This is a genomic window from Natronosalvus caseinilyticus (genome assembly GCF_017357105.1).
In the GTDB taxonomy this organism is placed as follows: Archaea; Halobacteriota; Halobacteria; order Halobacteriales; family Natrialbaceae; genus Natronosalvus; species Natronosalvus caseinilyticus.
Genome location: NZ_CP071596.1, coordinates 1,238,236 through 1,254,127 on the forward strand (window position 1 = coordinate 1,238,236; position 15,892 = coordinate 1,254,127).

General features: G+C 66.7%; 14 protein-coding genes and 2 pseudogenes. 9 read left to right on the forward strand and 7 right to left on the reverse strand.

What is annotated here, in order from left to right; all coding sequences use genetic code 11:
• Positions 1 to 14 precede the first annotated feature (14 nt).
• The 4 genes and pseudogenes from J1N60_RS05980 to J1N60_RS05995 form a co-directional block, all read left to right on the forward strand.
• Positions 15 to 452, forward strand: a pseudogene (locus tag J1N60_RS05980) (TIGR00725 family protein); the annotation flags it as partial.
• A 105-nt stretch (positions 453 to 557) separates the two neighbouring features.
• Positions 558 to 938, forward strand: a pseudogene (locus J1N60_RS05985) (GNAT family N-acetyltransferase); the annotation flags it as partial.
• A gap of 85 nt (positions 939 to 1,023) precedes the next feature.
• Positions 1,024 to 1,761, forward strand: a complete 738-nt coding sequence (locus J1N60_RS05990; RefSeq protein WP_312911493.1) for an Sjogren's syndrome/scleroderma autoantigen 1 family protein — start codon at positions 1,024 to 1,026, stop codon at positions 1,759 to 1,761.
• An 80-nt stretch (positions 1,762 to 1,841) separates the two neighbouring features.
• Complete coding sequence (locus J1N60_RS05995; protein ID WP_312911495.1) at positions 1,842 to 2,660, forward strand: glycerophosphodiester phosphodiesterase; 819 nt, start codon at positions 1,842 to 1,844, stop codon at positions 2,658 to 2,660.
• Between the two features lie 73 nt (positions 2,661 to 2,733).
• Here the strand turns inward: J1N60_RS05995 and J1N60_RS06000 are convergent, their stop codons facing one another.
• Together J1N60_RS06000 and J1N60_RS06005 are read right to left on the reverse strand one after the other, a co-directional pair.
• The gene (locus tag J1N60_RS06000) at positions 2,734 to 3,249 is read right to left on the reverse strand and encodes a redoxin domain-containing protein (protein WP_312911496.1); all 516 of its coding nucleotides are present in this window, start codon (positions 3,247 to 3,249) and stop codon (positions 2,734 to 2,736) included.
• Positions 3,249 to 3,563, reverse strand: coding sequence for a glutaredoxin family protein (locus J1N60_RS06005; RefSeq protein ID WP_312911497.1), 315 nt, complete (start codon positions 3,561 to 3,563; stop codon positions 3,249 to 3,251). Before J1N60_RS06005 ends, J1N60_RS06000 begins: the two co-directional genes overlap by 1 nt.
• A 90-nt stretch (positions 3,564 to 3,653) precedes the next feature.
• On the opposite strand from J1N60_RS06005, the gene J1N60_RS06010 reads away from it, so the two are divergent.
• Positions 3,654 to 5,150, forward strand: a complete 1,497-nt coding sequence (locus J1N60_RS06010) for a hemolysin family protein (RefSeq protein WP_312911499.1) — start codon at positions 3,654 to 3,656, stop codon at positions 5,148 to 5,150.
• A 143-nt stretch (positions 5,151 to 5,293) separates the two neighbouring features.
• On the opposite strand, the gene J1N60_RS06015 is transcribed toward J1N60_RS06010, so the two are convergent.
• From J1N60_RS06015 to J1N60_RS06025, 3 genes are all read right to left on the reverse strand, one after another.
• Positions 5,294 to 6,055, reverse strand: a complete 762-nt coding sequence (locus J1N60_RS06015; protein WP_312911501.1) for a hypothetical protein — start codon at positions 6,053 to 6,055, stop codon at positions 5,294 to 5,296.
• Between the two features lie 63 nt (positions 6,056 to 6,118).
• Positions 6,119 to 7,312, reverse strand: a complete 1,194-nt coding sequence (locus J1N60_RS06020) for an inorganic phosphate transporter (RefSeq protein WP_312911503.1) — start codon at positions 7,310 to 7,312, stop codon at positions 6,119 to 6,121.
• A gap of 155 nt (positions 7,313 to 7,467) precedes the next feature.
• Positions 7,468 to 8,184: a DUF5828 family protein gene (locus tag J1N60_RS06025; RefSeq protein ID WP_312911505.1), complete on the reverse strand. Its 717-nt coding sequence runs from the start codon at positions 8,182 to 8,184 to the stop codon at positions 7,468 to 7,470.
• Positions 8,185 to 8,426: 242 nt separating this feature from the next.
• Between J1N60_RS06025 and J1N60_RS06030 the strand changes: the two genes are divergently transcribed.
• From J1N60_RS06030 to J1N60_RS06040, 3 genes are read left to right on the forward strand one after another with little or no spacing between them, the layout of a single operon-like run.
• The gene (locus tag J1N60_RS06030) at positions 8,427 to 9,851 is read left to right on the forward strand and encodes a cytochrome ubiquinol oxidase subunit I (RefSeq protein WP_312911507.1); all 1,425 of its coding nucleotides are present in this window, start codon (positions 8,427 to 8,429) and stop codon (positions 9,849 to 9,851) included.
• A complete protein-coding gene (locus J1N60_RS06035) occupies positions 9,844 to 10,845 on the forward strand; it encodes a cytochrome d ubiquinol oxidase subunit II (RefSeq protein WP_312911508.1) in 1,002 nt (333 codons plus the stop codon). The genes J1N60_RS06030 and J1N60_RS06035 overlap by 8 nt, the downstream gene beginning before the upstream one ends.
• Entirely contained in the window at positions 10,842 to 11,153 is a 312-nt protein-coding gene (locus J1N60_RS06040; RefSeq protein ID WP_425499342.1) for a hypothetical protein, read from the forward strand. The genes J1N60_RS06035 and J1N60_RS06040 overlap by 4 nt, the downstream gene beginning before the upstream one ends.
• Before the next feature lie 57 nt (positions 11,154 to 11,210).
• Here J1N60_RS06040 and J1N60_RS06045 read toward each other — a convergent pair whose 3' ends face one another.
• Together J1N60_RS06045 and J1N60_RS06050 are read right to left on the reverse strand one after the other, a co-directional pair.
• Positions 11,211 to 12,791 carry an Hvo_1808 family surface protein gene (locus J1N60_RS06045; RefSeq protein ID WP_312911512.1) on the reverse strand — a complete coding sequence of 527 codons (1,581 nt, stop codon included), beginning with the start codon at positions 12,789 to 12,791 and terminating at the stop codon, positions 11,211 to 11,213.
• Positions 12,792 to 12,827: 36 nt separating this feature from the next.
• Positions 12,828 to 14,678 (reverse strand): Hvo_1808 family surface protein, encoded by a 1,851-nt coding sequence (locus tag J1N60_RS06050; RefSeq protein WP_312911514.1) that lies wholly within the window; start codon positions 14,676 to 14,678, stop codon positions 12,828 to 12,830.
• A gap of 149 nt (positions 14,679 to 14,827) precedes the next feature.
• On the opposite strand from J1N60_RS06050, the gene J1N60_RS06055 reads away from it, so the two are divergent.
• Positions 14,828 to 15,790 (forward strand): cation diffusion facilitator family transporter, encoded by a 963-nt coding sequence (locus J1N60_RS06055; protein WP_312911516.1) that lies wholly within the window; start codon positions 14,828 to 14,830, stop codon positions 15,788 to 15,790.
• Positions 15,791 to 15,892 lie beyond the last annotated feature (102 nt).

Below are 15,892 nucleotides of genomic sequence, written 5' to 3' on the forward strand. Positions count from 1 at the left end.
TCCCTCCCTCGAGTATGCGCGTCAGCGTCGTCGGCGGTGGGTCGATCACGGACGAGGAGACCGAGCGAGCTGTTGCGGTCGGTCGCGAACTGGGCCAGCGCGGCCACGCGGTCGTCTGCGGCGGCCGAGGCGGGACGATGGAGGCAGTCTGTCGCGGGGCACGCGAGGCCGGCGGCGAGACGATCGGTATCCTGCCCTCGAGCGAGCGTTCGGACGCGAACCCGTACGTCGAGACGGTGATCGCGACCGGAATGGGCCACGCCCGGAACGCGCTCGTCCCGCTGAACGGAGACGCAGTCATCGCGCTCAGCGGCGGTCCCGGAACCCTCTCGGAGATCGGTTTCGCCCTCGTCTACGGTCGCCCGGTCGTCGGCATCGAGACCCACGACGTTCCCGACGTCGAGACCGTCGAGACGCCGAAGACAGCCGTCGACGCGGTCGAACGAGCGGTGGTCGGCGAGACGACCGACTCGGCGGCCGAGGGAGTCGAGAGGGACGAAGGGCCCGAGGGAGTCGAAGCCGACCTCCCGGGACCGTACACTCTCGTCCCCCGGCCGCCGAGCCCCGAGGCGTTCGTCGCCCTCCGGGAAGCTGCGGACATGGCCCCGCGCTCGCTCGAGGCCGTCGAGCGCGGCCTCCCGAATTCGGTGTTCGCGGTGCACGTAACCCACGACCCCTCGGGCGAACCGGTCGGTATGGGGCGCATCGTCGGCGACGACGGGGCGGTCTATCACATTTCGGACATGGCCGTCCACCCCGATCACCAGGGACAGGGGCTCGGCACGCACATCATGGACCGACTGTGGGCCTACATCGAGGAGACGGCGCCCGAGTCGGCGTACGTAAACCTGCTGGCCGACGTCGACGGGTTCTACGAGCGCTTCGGTTTCGAGGAGACTCGTCCGGCTTCGAAGGGAATGTATCGCCGGGTCGAGTGACCGGGCAGGGCGATGCGGCCTCGAGGCCGGGGCCAGCCCGCGTCAGTCCGTAGCTTTTTCGACGTCTGCCCTCCATACACCGGATATGAGCGACTTCGACAAGGAAGCCGAACGCGAGAAGCTTCGAAAGAAGTACGAGCGCGACGAGGCTGACCGCGAGGCGACCCAGCGGATGAGCGACCTTCTGCTCAAGGGGGCGACGATGACCAACACCCACTGCGACGTCTGCGGTGACCCCCTCTTTCGCTACCAGGGGACGACATTCTGCCCGAGCTGTCACGGCGGGCCGGAGGGCGTCGAGGCGTCGGTCGACGACGGTGCCAGCGATGCGAGCCGAGCCACGGAAGCGGGGTCGACCCAGGAGACGCGAGCGGACGACCGACCGTCGAGCGAAGTACCTGCCGGGGAGGCGGAAGCCGCGAACGACCCCGAGCATGCGGCCTCGAGCGCCGGTGCCGGCGACGCCGACGCGGATCGATCGACGGCGACGCCCGAAACTCGCGCCACGTCCAGTACGGTGAGCGAGGAGCCAGAACACGAGATCCCTCGAGAGGCGCCCGACACCCCCGGAGCCGTCGATGCGCCCGAAACCCATGGAACCGCCGAACCCAGTCGAGCACCGTCGACCGTCCCATCGAGCGGTTCCAGCTCCGGATCGGGTGTCGACGTCGGCAGCGACCTCGAGGCTGGAACGGACGCCCTCGTAACTGCGCTCGAGCGATTCTCGCGGGCAGCCGCTGAGGCCGACGACCCACGGTACGCGAAGGCGTGCCTCGAGGCGGCCCACGAGGCGGCGGAAACGCTGTCGGTGCTTCGCGAGTAGCGGAGTACGGGGTGGGAAACAGAAGAATCGGCACAAGACGCTCCGGAACCTACAACTCACCGCCGGCCGTCCTGCCAGCCATGCCCGAGCCAGCGGTCATTTCCCACCGCGGATTCGCCGGCGTCGCCCCCGAGAACACGATCGAGGCGGCTCGAGTCGCCAGCGAGCACCCCTCGACGGACATGATCGAGATCGACGTCCAGCCCGCTGCCTGCGGAACGCCGGTCGTGATTCACGACGATCGACTCGAGGGGACCCGCGACGGGCGTCCGCTCACCGATTCCGAGGGGATAGTGTGGGAGACTAGCCTCGAGGACCTCTCGAACGCCCGGATCCTGGGGACAGACGAGACGGTCCCGACGCTCGAGGCGTTCCTCACGGCCGTCGGCCCCGGCGTCGGCGTCAACGTCGAACTCAAGAATCCGGGGACGCCGTCGATCCGTCCGGCGGAGTCGCTGTCGCGGAGTGCGCGCGCCGAACGCCGAGCGATCTGGGAACCGTTCGTCGAGCGCGTCGTCGAGGTCTGTGACGGCTTCGACGGCGAGGTGCTCTTCTCGTCGTTCTGTGCCGGCGCGCTCGCGGCCATCCGGAACGTGGCACCCGAGTATTCCATCGGAACGCTCGTCGAAGACGACCTCGAGACGAGCCTCGAAATCGCCCGCGAGTACGACTGTGAGGCGATCCATCCGCCGCGAAACGCGATTGTCGGGACGGCGCTGTCGACGGAATCGTCCGCCGGCGTCTCGGAAGCGCCGACGGTCGACCTGCTCGAGGTCGCTCGCGACGAGGGGCGAACGGTCAACGTCTGGACGGTCGACACCTGGATCCAGTTCGATCAGTTGCGATCGGCCGGCGTCGACGGGATCATCGTGAACTATCCGGGTCTCGACTCGTGGTGAGCGGGTGCTCGGGCGTTCGAGTATTCGAGTATTCGAGCGTTCGTACCAGCCCGGTTTCTGAGGCGTCCGTTGGCTACTCGAGCCCCAGCGTCTCCTCGAGCGCGTCGTAGTCGGGGAACTCCGGCCACTCGGTGGCGACCCACGACCCCGTCACCGTCAGGTCGGCGTCGACGGCGAAGAAGGCAACCCGTGGCTCACTGAGGCCGGTCATCCCGTCGAGATCGTGAGCGATTCCGTAGTCTTCGGCGACGTCGTTGCCCGGATCGGCGACGATCTCGAACGGCAGGTCGCGCTCCTCGAGGAAGCCGGCGATGCCGTAGGGGTTCGCGGCGGAGACGCCGACGACGTGGGCGCGCTCGCCCCACTCGCGCTCGGCGAGTTCCGTCCAGACGTACTGGGCGACGAACGAGCCGATCATGGGGGTGAACACCAGGACGAGGTCGTTGCCGTCCTCCTCGGCCGCTAACGCCGATAGCGACCGATCCTCCCAGAACTCGCTCGAGACGAGCGGTCGGGTGAAGTCCGGCACCGTCGTTCCCGTTTCGGGATGATCGGCCGGCCCAAGGTCGACGACGTCGAAGTCGACCACTAGTCGTCACCCCGGCTTTCCGCAGCGCCTGCAGCGTCTGCAGTGCCCCCAGCGCCGTCACCGTAAACCGAATCCAGGTAGTCGACGATGTTCGCACTCTCGGCCATCGTGACTCCAGTTTCCTCGTCGACGAGGACGGGAACCGACCGGACCCCGGCCTCGCGTTTGACCGCGTTTCGTCGCGAGTGCATCGGTTCGACGAAGCGCGATCGGTACTCGAGGCCGTACGTTTGCAGTCGGGAAACGACCCGTTCGCAGTAGGGACACCCTTGCAGTCGGTACAGCGTCCGTGGCGAGTCGGCCGGTGCTGACATAGTTCCCGATTGGGAGACGAGTGCAAAAACGGTGCCGGGGCTCAAAAGGGTAAAACGTTAATCAGTCCGGTGATAACAGACAGGGAGTTAATGGTGTATTCGCTGCTCGAAGCGGTCGTGTTCGCGTACACGGTCCCAGGACTGGGGCTGGAGATGGACGAATCGATCGTGACGATCCTCGGTGGGATCACCGTGATCTTGCTCATCGGCCTCTCTGCCTTCTTCTCTTCCTCGGAGATCGCGATGTTCTCCCTGCCGAAACACCGCGTCGAGGGGATGGTCGAGGAGGGCATTCCCGGCGCAGAGCGTGTCCAGGCGCTCAAATCGGACCCACATCGGTTGCTCGTGACGATTCTGGTCGGCAATAACGTGGCCAACATCGCCATGTCCTCTATCGCGACGGCCGTCCTGTCTATCCACTTCGGTGGCCTCGTGGGCGTGTTGATCGCGACCTTCGGCATCACCGCCATCGTCCTCCTGTTCGGCGAAAGCGCCCCAAAATCCTATGCCGTCGAGCACACTGAGACCTGGTCCGTTCGGACGGCGAAACCGCTCAAGGCAACCGAGTACCTGCTCTACCCGCTCGTCGTCCTCTTCGACTACCTCACCCGCCAGATCAACCGCCTGACCGGGTCGGCGACCGGCGCCATCGAGACGCCCTACGTTACCCGCGACGAAATCCAGGAGATGATCGAATCCGGCGAGCGCGAGGGCGTCCTCGAGGAGGAAGAACACGAGATGCTCACCCGCATCTTCCGGTTCAACAACACCATCGTCAAGGAGGTGATGACGCCCCGACTCGACATGACGGCCGTGCCGCGAGAGGCCGGCATCGACGAGGCCATCGAGACCAGCATCCAGAGCGGCCACGCCCGGATCCCGGTCTACGAGGGCAGCCTGGACAACGTCCAGGGCGTCGTCCACATCCGGGACCTCGTCCGGGATCTGAACTACGGCGAGTCGACGGATCTCACGATGGAGGACGTTATTCGCCCGACGCTGCACGTCCCGGAGTCGAAGAACGTCGACGAACTGCTGGGCGAGATGCGCGAAAACCGGATGCACATGGCCATCGTCATCGACGAGTTCGGCACCACCGAGGGGCTGGTGACGATGGAGGACATGGTCGAGGAAATCGTCGGCGAAATCCTCGAAGGCGGCGAGGAAGAGCCGGTCGAGGAGGTCGACGAGGACACCGTCGTCGTCCGCGGCGAGGTCAACATCGAGGAGGTCAACGAGGCTCTCGGCATCGAACTCCCGGAGGGCGAGGAGTTCGAGACCATCGCGGGGTTCATCTTCAACCGTGCCGGACGCCTGGTCGAGGAGGGCGAAACCATCATGTACGACGAGGACGGCGGTGTCGAGATCACCGTCGAAGAGGTCGAAAACACCCGGATCATGAAGGCTCGACTCGAGAAACTGGGCCTCGAGGAGGACGAGGAAGCGGTCGATGGAGACGGAGACGAGCCTGGGGGCGATCGAGATGGTGACGGCGACGATGAAAACGGGAGCGGTTACGGTGACGGAAACGAAAACGAGAACGGCGACGCGGATTCCGACGAGAGCGTGGCAATCGAAGACGAGTGATCGGTCGAGTCGGCGGCCTCGACCGCGAAGGAGTCTGTTCTGACCGAAGAGGAACTCGAGCGCTGTATCGATGAGGTGGGACTCGAGGTGCAAAAACCGATTCCGTACTCGTGCTCGTGCTCGTACTCGTGCTCGTGGCCCCGCTACTGCGACCGTGCAATAAGCCCCTCGAGTTCTCGCGCCACCGTCAGCGGCACGACCAGTCGCCGTGGGCCGGGGACGTACTGGCCGCTGGGGGTGGCGTACTCGAGGGTGACGATAGCCGTCTCACCGATCGGTCGTACGGACGCATCCTCGAGGTGCTCGAGGGCGATCCGTTCTTCGGGGTCGTGGAGGTAGATGGCGCCCTCGTCGGCGTCGATGGTCCCCACGGAGCGCAGGAACGAGGAGCCGACGAGTGCGATCAGCGCGAGCGGGAGCGTAAACGCAGCGAGGAACGTGAACGGGCCGGCCCCGACGGCGAGCAGGTCGCCCTGGGAGACGAGCCGGCCGGCGAGCATCAGTGCGCCGACGACGCCGACCATGGCGAGCGTGCCGAGAGCGGCGTCTATCGCTCGCTGGAGGCCGCGTTCCCCGGGGGTCGACACCGGAAGCGGGAGTCCAGCGAAGAGCCGCTCGAGGCGCGCCTGCGTGTGGGGGCTGGCGGCGAGGGCGAGAATCGTTGCGGCGACGCCGAGAAGGGTGGCGACGAGGACGGCCTGTGGGCTCGTCAGTTCGAACCCGGTGCCGGCGACGGTCGTCGACAGAATGGTCGATCCGGCCTGTCCGAGCAGGTCGAACACCCGCCAGACGGCGACGATCGAGATGACGGCGAAGAACGTCCCGACGCCGAACGCCCAGAGCGTTCGCACCGCGCGCGAGGTCGTCGCGTCTCGCCGCCACTGGATCGGCTGGGCGTCTGCCATACTCGAGGTCGGGTCCGGGCGATTAAAATCCGTTCGGTCCGCTTGCTCGAGCGGACCGTCAGTTTAGAGGAGCAGCCAGTCGAGGAACCGAAAGCCCGCGTACGAGAGGACGATCGAACCGGCCAGCGAGAGCACCCACGCCAGCACGGTCAATCCCATCTTTCGGGCGCTCACCCCGCCACCGTCGGCACTCGAGGCGGCGTAGCCGCTCCCGATGATGGCGCTGACGATGATCTCGTTGAACGAGACGGGGATGCCGTAGAGCACGGCCGTCTGGGCGATGGCGAACGAGGGGATGAGTGCGGCGATCGAGCGACGGGGCCCGAGCGAGGAGTAGTCCTGGGAGATCGCCTTGATCATCCGGGGAGCGCCCGTCCAGGAGCCGACCAGCAGGCCGACGCCGCCGCCGACCAGCAGCGCCGTGAGGGGGATCTCGAGGTCGCTCGAGAGGGGTATTAGCGGCCCGATCGCCAGACCGACCTGGCTGCCGCCCGCCGAGAATGCGACCAGCCCCCCGAGGACGAGCAGGAAGTGTCGTTCGCCGCGTTCGATCGTTCCGCGTGTGTCGGTCCAGAAGAGGAGCGCCCAGAAGAGGGCGACGAGAGCGGTCACGGCGACGGGTCCGGCGAGCGCGGGGCCGGGAACGGCGGTACCCGCTGCGAGTGCCAGCGACGCGCTCTCGTCGACCCCGCCGAGGGCAGCGAATTCGATGTTCGCGAGGAGCACGCCGACGACGCCGGCGAGACCGACGATGAGCGTTCGTTCGGAGACGGGTTCGTCCCGTAGCAGCCGGGCGATCAGGTACGCGATCCCGCCGCCGACGAACGGCGTGAGCAGCCACAGCGCGGCGATCTCCTGGTACTTGGGCCAGGCCGGCGCCCCGCCCATCGCGAGGCCGACGCCGATAATCGATCCCGTCACCGTAAACGCCGTCGCTATGGGATAACCCGCGAAGACGCCGATGGCGACCAAGACGGCGGCGATCGACAGCCCGATGGTCGCGGCGGCCGGCGAGAGAACGACGCCGTCGATGAGTTCCGCGCCGACCGCCTCGGAGACGTTCGCCCCCTGCAAGACGGCGCCGGCGAACCCGAGTAATCCGACCAGAAAGCCCGCTCGCATCACCGAGATGGCGTTCGCGCCGACGGCGGGGGCGAACGGGGTGGAGCCGCTCGAGCCGGCGCCGATCGCCCAGGCCATGAAGAGGCTAGCGAGGGCGGCGAGGACGAAGGTCAGGAGGGTCGCAATCTCGACCATTCGTTCGCTATTCGGCCAACCGATACAAGTGTGTGCCGACCCAGCGGCGTCGCCAGACTCGATTCGAGGCCGTTCGTGGGGCCCCTCGTGATCGGTCACCGATCGCTACTCGTCGGGTGGAGGTCAGGTTGTGGAGGGCAGGGAATGCGTCGTCGTCAGTTCGTCGTCGACCGCGACCCGTCGCTGGGCTCCGGCGGTGGCTCGACGCCCTCGACGGCCTCGGCTCGTTCCGTGTCCTTCTCGGTCTCGACGTGCCAGCGGTCGACCTCGTCTTCGTACTCGGTGAGCAGGTCCGAGACGTCGGACTTGAGAACGTCGTCGTTGACGTTCACCTCGAAGACGAACTGGGTGCCGTTGCCCCGGCCGCTCTGCTGGATGTTCGCGCTGACGAGTTCGTTGTCGAAGTAGTACGGCGCGAGCTGGGTCATCACCTTCTGGTAGACGGTGTCCTCGACCCGTCGAATCGCCTTACGGCCGGCGGTGTCGGCCGCGCGCGCGACGTAATCGACCGACTCTCGCCAGCTGTCGACGGCCTCGTCCGCCTCGTCGGCCTCGAGGGCCTCGTACGACGCCGACAACTTCTCGCCGGCCGTCTTGAGGTCGTCGTCGGGATTTTTGCCGGCCTTTTCGCCCTTGCCCTCCTCGACGCTGGCCTGCTCGGCCGTCTTCTCGCTGACCTCGGTCTCGAGGCGCTCGTGGGCCTTGGGTCGCCACTCGTCCCACTCCTCGAACGCGCGGGCTAACCGCGCACCGGCGTCGAGGTCGGGATCGTCGACGCCCGTCTCGCGGAGGGCCTGGGTGATTCGCTCGCCGTGCTCGACGACGTCGCCCCAGTCACCGCGGACTTTGAATCCCGAAATACTCTCTTCCATTCGGTCGAGCGGTCCTATGCCCCGCTCGGTTATAAACTTCGTCGCCGGCTAGTGTGAGGTCTTCACGCAGGCCCGCTTCCATCTCGGCGCCCGCCCCGCTCCTGTAAGATGCTCGATGTTCCGACCACAAACGATAGGGGGACGTTCCCCCTACCTCCACCAATGGGCTCGGTTTTACACCCGGCCGACGGCTCGGTCGTAGTGTGCGACGAACCGAATGGTGACGACGGGTACGTCCCGCGATGATCGACCCGGTCCTCGCGAGCCGCCTCCAGTTCGCCCTCACGACCATCGTCCACATCATCTTTCCCGTGATGAGCATGGGGCTCGCACCGTTTCTCGTCTACTTCACGTGGAAGGACATTCGAACCGGCGAGCCCATCTACGAGCAGCTGCGCCGGTTCTGGACGAAGATCTTCGCCGTGAGTTTCGTCGTCGGGACCGTGACGGGAATCGTCCTCGAGTTCGAGTTCGGCACTAACTTCGCGGCGTTCTCGACGACCGCCGGCGAACTGTTCGGCGGGCCGCTCGCACTCGAGGGGATGATGGCGTTCATGCTCGAGGCGACGTTCCTCGGGGTCTTCGTCTTCGGTCGTGAGCGCGTCGGCGACGCGCTGTACATGGTCTCTGCGGTGGCCGTCGGCCTGGGAACGTGGCTGTCGGCCGTCTGGATTCTGATCGCGAACTCCTGGATGCAGACGCCGCGGGGCTACGAACTGGTCACGGAGAACGACCAGGTGATCGTCACTCTGGTCGACCCGATCGCCGCCTACGCCAACCCCCGGTTCCCGTGGATGTTCGTCCACATGCAAAACGCGGCGGTGGAATCCGTCGCCCTGTTCATGGCCGGCCTGGGCGCGTACTTCGTCTTTCGCCATCACGTGTGGGGCTACCCCGTCGAGAACGTCGACTTCTGGGAGACGACGCTCAAGTTCGGCCTGATCGCGCTAATCGTCACCGCCCCGCTGCAGGTGATCCACGGCGACCTCTACGCCCGCCACGTCTTCGAGACCCAGCCCCAGAAGTTCGCCGCGATGGAGGCCGTCTGGGTGACCGACACCTACGTCCCCGAGTACATCGTCGCGTTCCCGACGAGCCTCACCGACCTGCTCGATCCGCGTGCAAAGAGCGTGTTCGGCATCGGCATCCCGGGCGGGGCGTCGTGGCTCGCCAGCGGCGGCGACCCGCAGGCGACGATCCAGGGCCTCGAGGAGTTCGAGGGCCCCCAGCCGCCCGTCGCGATCGTCTTCTGGGCGTTTCGCATCATGGTCGCGCTCGGCTTCTGGTTCATCCTGCTGGCCGTCTGGGGCGGCTACCGCTGGTGGCGCGGCGAACTCCTCGAGGACGACCTGCTCCACAGGGCGCTGATGCTCTCGGCACCGCTCGGCATCGTCGCAGTCGAGTTAGGGTGGATCGTCACCGAGGTCGGCCGCCAGCCCTGGGTCATCCAGGACGTCATGCGGACGAGCGACGGCGTCTCGCCGGGACTTACTGGGGCCGAAGCGACGCTGACGCTCGCCGGGTTCGCCGTCGTCTACCTCGGCTTGCTCACGCTCTACGCGTACGTCGTCGCCAGGATCGTTCGCGCCGGGCCGCCGGACGTCGACGGATCCGCCGCTCGAGACGCGCCCGAGACGCCGGCATCCGAGGTGAGCGTTGATGACTGACGTCGACGCACTCGCGGCCGAACCGCTGTTCGGGCTCCCGCTCGCGGACCTCTGGTTCGGCCTCCTGTTTTTCATCCTCGGGACGTTCCTGTTTCTCGACGGGTTCGACTTCGGCGCCGGCGCGCTGTTCGCGACGCGGGAGGACGCCGAGGAGCGTGAACAGCTTCTCGCCGCGATCGGGCCGTTCTGGGACGGCAACGAGGTGTGGCTCGTCGTGTTCGGCGGAGCCATGTTCGCGGCGTTTCCGTCCGTCTACGCCAACCTGTTCAGCCGCCACTACCTCCTGATGTTCGCTATCCTGGGCGCGCTCATCGTTCGCGGACTCTCCCCCGAAATGTACGAACAGCGCCACGACGAAACCTGGCAGACCTGGTGGGGGCGAGCGTTCGTCGTCGGCAGCCTCACGGCGCCGTTCTTCCTGGGGATGTTTACGGCGAACTGGCTGCTCGGGGCGACGACGATCGTCACGCTGCCGGGAATTATCGTCGGACTCGCCCTCGTCGCGCTGACCGTCGTCGACGGTGCGGCGTTCCTCCGGCTGAAGACGCGAGGGGACCTGCGCGACGACCTCCGGACGGACGGCTACCGGGCGCTCGCCGCGTACCTCGTCCTGGTCGTGGCGACGATTGGCTCCGTCTACGTCGCGGCGCCCGACCTCCGAGCGGGCCTCTTCTCCGCGCCGGTCGTCGCGCTCGTTGTCGCGACGCTCACCCTCGCCGGCGTGTACGCGATGGCGACGCGGGAGGACCGATACTACCTCGCCTTCGGCGCCGCTGCGGGGCTCGTCTTCGCTCTGGTCGGCATCGTCGCCGGCCTGATGTATCCGGCTATCGACCGGGCCGGCGGCCTGACGGTCGAGTCGGCTATCGTCTCGACGCTCCCGCTTAACCTCATGTCGATCGGGGCAGCGATCTTGCTCCCGCTGGTCTTCGGGTACTTCGCCGTTCTGTACTCCACGTTTAGCGGCCCGATCGAAGCCGGTGAGTCCTACTGATGAGCGAACGTGACGGCCGTCGGTCACCGACCGGCGACGAGCAGCCCCGAGATTGCCCCAGCGGCCGACCGGAATCGAGGTCGAGAGCGCTCGAGTCGTCACCGCCACGGCTGGGCTCTCGAGTGCTCCTGACGTGGCTCGAACTCACCGTCGTCGGCATCACCGGCGGCATCCTCGGTGCCACCGTCGGCGGGCCACCGGGGTTCGTGATCTACCTGACGACGACCCTGCTCACAGTCGCCGTCATCTTCCACAACGTGAACGAACTCATCAAGGCGTGGCTCCGGAGCGAGCGCGGGGCGCACTAGCTGGTTCCTTTCCAGGCTGAACGGCCGGTCCGGGCGGATTCGAGATCAGTCTCGGACTCAAACCCGGACCGAAACCATCCCGGCCGCTGCCGGCACCTCGAGCGCGCTTCCACCGAGTGCTATCGACGTCGTCGCCCCCGTTTCTTCGGACGGGCGAATCCCCTCGAGCCCCTCGACCGTCGGCGCGCCGACGAGTTCGACGCGGCTCCCGTCGACGACGAGCCGATAGGCCCCGGCGAAGGGCTCGTCGTCATCGATTCGGTACGTCGCGCGCTCGGCGTCGACTTCCTCGGCACCCCGGTTCTCGAGCAGGCGCTCGTAAGCGCTGGCGAAGCGGTCGGCGTCCGCTGGCGTGCGGAACTCGAGGGCCCAGACGTGGCCGGTGGCTCCGTTTGCGTCGCCATCGCCGTCTCCGTCCCCGCCTTCACCCGAACCGTCGCCAGCCGTCGCCTCGTATGCGACGAACGTGTCGCCGGTCCACCCCGCGGTGGCGGGATGTGAGTAGTTGTACGGCGACAACTCGCGTTCCTCGTCGAGCAGGGAGTGATCCAGCGCCCCGTTGGCCCACAGCGCCCCGAAGAGGGTCGCCTCGCCGACGGTCTCGGTTCGGACGTCGCCGCCGTCGTCGGTGATCGGCGACCACGCGGGACTCGAGCGATCGTCGACCGCGACGTCGGCCGGCCGGTCGTCGGGGTAGCGCTCGGGATGGATGAGCTGGCTGGTGCTCGTCGGCCGGTCGGCGAAGGTGGCGTCGACGGCGTCCCAGCCGCCGGCGTCGTAGACCGACTGGACGAACGTCGGCCCCTCGGCGTACGGTGCGTAAATCGAGAGGTAGAGACCGACGTTCAGCGGCTGGCTCGTTTCGCTGGTACCGTCACCGTCGCCATCGTCGTCGCCGTCCGATGGTTCGTCGCCGCTCTCTGACCTGCCCTCTCCCTCGAGTCCGCCGTCGCTCGTTTCGGGCAGGCACTCCCACGCCGGATCGTCGCGACACCGCTGCTCGTAGCGATGGGCGAGCAGTTCGGCTTCGCCCTCGATGAGCCCGGTTTCCGCGCGGCGCGCGTCGACGGTCGTTCCCCAGCGCTCGAGGCCGAACTGCTGGTCCTGGAGGGCGTGGGCGAGTTCGTGGACGAGCGTGGTACGGTCGATTCGGAGGCGGTCGGCGTCGGGGTCGTCGGTGACGACGACGATTCGCCCGTCGACGTAGAAGCCCAGCACAGAATCGCCGTACAGCGAGTCGAATGCCTCGTTGACGTCGGTCTCGCCATCGACGACGAACGCGGCGCGCCAGAGTTCGTTCGTGAACGCGTCGGCGGGCTCGCTCTCGCCGTACCACTCGCGGAGTTCTTCGCGGGACCACACCTCGACCTCAACGTCCTCGGTGTACCGAAGGCCGCGAAGCTCCTCGAGGCGAGCCATCGCGCGGTAGGTGGCGGCCTCGAGTTCGTCCCGACTCAGCCGAGCGGGGTCGTCGACCTCGAGCGTGCTCGTCGCGTTGTAGCCGTAGATCGTTCCCAGATCCCGATCGGCGGAGGCGGGCGCGTCGCTCGGTGTCGTCAAGGGGGCCGCACAGCCGGCGAGGACGACGAGGAGGGTGACAGTGACGGTGACGAGAACGAGGTGGCCGCGCGTTCGCATTTGGTCTTTCGAGGGGAGCCAGCGAGTAAGGCGTTCCTATCGATTCCGACGGACGCGAGCCAGGCCCGCGAACGAGAGGAGCAGGGCGCTCACGGCGGCACCGATCCCGAATCCGGGAATGCTGTCGTCGTCGGTCGACTCGTCGTCGCTCGAGTCGTCACCGTCCGCGTCGCTCTCGGAGCCGTTCGAGTCGTTCGAGCCGTCCGATTCGTCGGTCTCACCGTCACCGTCCACGAGCGGGCTTTCACCCGCCTCGAGCACCTCGACGCCGCCGTGGACGGCCGTCAGGTCGTCGACGGTGGGCGCGGTGACGATCAAGAGGCGGTCGTCCTCGGGGTAGATCGTCAGCGCCATGTCGAACGCGGAGCCGTCGCCGAACGCGTAGGTGTGGGCGGTGCCGTCGACGCGCTCGCCGCCCCGGACCTCGATCAGTCGCTCGTAGGTCTCGACGAAGGTGGCGGCCTCGTCGGCGTTTTCCCACTCGAGGGCCCAGACGGTCGCCGTCTCGCCGTCGCCGTTCTCGTAGGCGTACAGTTTGTCGCCCTGCCAGCCGCTCGTGGCCTCGAGGTCGTAGTTCAGGGGATCGGTGGTGTTGACCTCACCGCTGGCCTCGAGGTTCAGGAACGATTCCGGGGGAACGACCGGCGTCCCGTCGTAGGCGGGGTCCATGAACATCGCCGAGAGGCCGGCCTGCCCGATTACGTTGTAGTTCGGCCCCTCCTCGAACGTGAGTCGTTCCCAGTCGTCACTCGAGCGGTCGGGAACCTCGAGGTCGTTCGCTTCGAACTCGCCGTAGCGCTCGGGGTAGATCACCTCGACGGCGGAGTCCGGCATGTCGTCGTAGAGGGCGTTGACGGCCTCCCAGCCTCCCTCGTCGTAGACCGACTGGACGAACGAGGGGCCGTCACTGTAGGGCTGGAACTGCATGAAGTACAGCCCCCAGTTGGGAGGCGCCTGGGCCTGTCCCTGCTCGCCCTCCTCACCGTCGACGCCGTCGTCGAGGATACAGGGTTCGTTCCACTGGTCGTTCTCGCAGTACGCGAGGTACTGCTGTTCCATGCGGTGGGTGTCGCCCTCGATGACGCCCAGGACGGCGTTGTCGCGGTCGGTGGTGTTGCGGACGTACTCCTCGAGCGGGAAGTGCTGGTCCTGGAGGGCGTGGCCCAGTTCGTGGGCGAGGATCGCCTCGTCGAGTTGTAGTTGGTCGCTGTTCTCGGAGATGACGACGATTTCGTCGTTCACGTAGTCGTAGTAGCCGCCGACGGTCGCGTTTCGGTCCGCCTGGCGCACGTCGACTGCGTCCTGGCCGCTTCCGATGAGCAGCAGGGTCTCGAACTGGGCGTTGTCGAACTGCCGGGTTCGCTGGTCGACGTCCTCGTACTGGCCGGCGCTCTCCTCGGCGAACGTCTCGCGGTCGACGATTTCGACCGGCGGCAGCGTCTCGAAGGAGAGACACCGGAGCGCCTCGATTCGGGCAGCCGTCCGGGCACTGACCTTCTCGAGTTCCGCCTGGGTCAGGCCGTCAGAGGCGTCGACCTCGAGTGGCTGGTTGTACCAGTAACCGTCGAACCAGCCGACGGTGTCGTTTCCGTCCGCGGGTGCATCGAAGTCTTCCGGCGGGTCCGCGGCGCACGCCTGGACGAGGTCGCCGTCGTCCTGGGCGAAATCGAGGGTCGAGGCAGTCTGCCCCTCGAGTGACGTCCTGTTCGCCGTTGGTCCCTCGAGTACTGCCTCGCTCGCCGTCTCCCCTTCGAGCGTCGTTCCGTCGATCCCGTTGGCGTCCGTAGCGGGGGGGACCGCGCCGACGGTCCCAGCGACGGTCCCCGAGAGGACGATCAGCGCGACGAACGCGGCGACGACCGCAACCCGTGTGTTCCCGATTCCCATTGTGCTCTCTCGGGGCAACGGGCGGATAAAAGTGTCTGTCCGTTTTCGGGACGTGGCTCGAGGGAGCGTCCCGGTGACGGGCGTTCGAAACCGCTCGACTCGATTCGACTGCCGTACTTCTTTGGTGACCTGTCTCGAAGGAGGAACCGATGGCCAGTAGCACTAAAGTCGTGCTCGCCGCGCTGTTCGCGAACGGGGCGATCGCCGTCCTCAAATTCATCGGCTTCACGCTCACTGGGAGCCCCGCGATGCTCTCGGAGACCTATCACTCGATTTCTGACACCGGGAACCAGGTCTTCTTGCTGATCGGCATCCGCTACGGCGCCCAGGAAGCGAACCGGTCGCACCCGTTCGGCCACGGCAAGGCGCAGTTTTTCTACAGCTTTCTCGTGAGCATCATGCTCTTCGGCATCGCCGGCTGGGAGAGCGCGAAACACGGGTACCAGGCGTTGCGGGCGGGCGAGGTCCACCGGGCGAGCGAACCCGTACCGATACTCGGCGCCTCGGTCGACCCTATCTACGTCAACTACGCGGTCCTGATCGGAGCGATCGTCTTCGAGACGTACGCCTTCTGGAAGGCCTACCAGGGCATCACCGCTCAGATGGACGAGTACGGCTGGGAGACCTTACGCGAGGCCTTCCGCAAGACCAGCGACGTGACGACGCTGACTGCCCTCACCGAGGACGCCATCGCCCTCGCCGGTGCCGGCATCGCCCTCTTCGGGATCTACCTCTCGAGGACGTTCGAGAACCCGATCTACGACGCCGGAGCCGCCCTCCTCATCGGTATCCTGCTCATGGGATTCGCCGTCGCACTGGCCTGGGAGAACAAGCGGCTCATCCTCGGCGAGAGCCTCCCCGAGCCCGCCGAGGACGAACTTCGCGACATCGTCGCCGGCTGGGACGGCGTCGTCGACCTGGTCGACTTCCGGACGGTCTACTTCGGTCCCGAGAAGCTGCTGGTCACCGCCGACGTCGCGTTCGATCCGACTCTCGATACGGAAACCATCGACGACCGGATTACCGACATCGAGGACGCCCTGCGCGAACACGACGGTCAGATCCGGCGCGTCTACATCGAACCCGAGACGGGGGAACTCGGTTCGGCCTGACTGGGCCCGAATCGTCCTGACTGAACTCGAGTCGGTCGGACTGCACTCGAGTCGGCCTGACCGAACGCGAGCCGACCGAACTACTCAACCGAACGAACGCAC

Bases quoted from the DNA above. Each gene is read 5' to 3' on its own strand.
- J1N60_RS06020 (WP_312911503.1), bottom strand. From the start codon at position 7,312: ATGGTCGAGATTGCGACCCTCCTGACCTTCGTCCTCGCCGCCCTCGCT.
- J1N60_RS06035 (WP_312911508.1), top strand. From the start codon at position 9,844: ATGACTGACGTCGACGCACTCGCGGCCGAACCGCTGTTCGGGCTCCCG.
- J1N60_RS06045 (WP_312911512.1), bottom strand. From the start codon at position 12,791: ATGCGAACGCGCGGCCACCTCGTTCTCGTCACCGTCACTGTCACCCTC.
- J1N60_RS05990 (WP_312911493.1), top strand. From the start codon at position 1,024: ATGAGCGACTTCGACAAGGAAGCCGAACGCGAGAAGCTTCGAAAGAAG.
- J1N60_RS06030 (WP_312911507.1), top strand. From the start codon at position 8,427: ATGATCGACCCGGTCCTCGCGAGCCGCCTCCAGTTCGCCCTCACGACC.
- J1N60_RS06005 (WP_312911497.1), bottom strand. From the start codon at position 3,563: ATGTCAGCACCGGCCGACTCGCCACGGACGCTGTACCGACTGCAAGGG.
- J1N60_RS06025 (WP_312911505.1), bottom strand. From the start codon at position 8,184: ATGGAAGAGAGTATTTCGGGATTCAAAGTCCGCGGTGACTGGGGCGAC.
- J1N60_RS06050 (WP_312911514.1), bottom strand. From the start codon at position 14,678: ATGGGAATCGGGAACACACGGGTTGCGGTCGTCGCCGCGTTCGTCGCG.
- J1N60_RS06055 (WP_312911516.1), top strand. From the start codon at position 14,828: ATGGCCAGTAGCACTAAAGTCGTGCTCGCCGCGCTGTTCGCGAACGGG.
- J1N60_RS05995 (WP_312911495.1), top strand. From the start codon at position 1,842: ATGCCCGAGCCAGCGGTCATTTCCCACCGCGGATTCGCCGGCGTCGCC.
- J1N60_RS06010 (WP_312911499.1), top strand. From the start codon at position 3,654: ATGGTGTATTCGCTGCTCGAAGCGGTCGTGTTCGCGTACACGGTCCCA.
- J1N60_RS06015 (WP_312911501.1), bottom strand. From the start codon at position 6,055: ATGGCAGACGCCCAGCCGATCCAGTGGCGGCGAGACGCGACGACCTCG.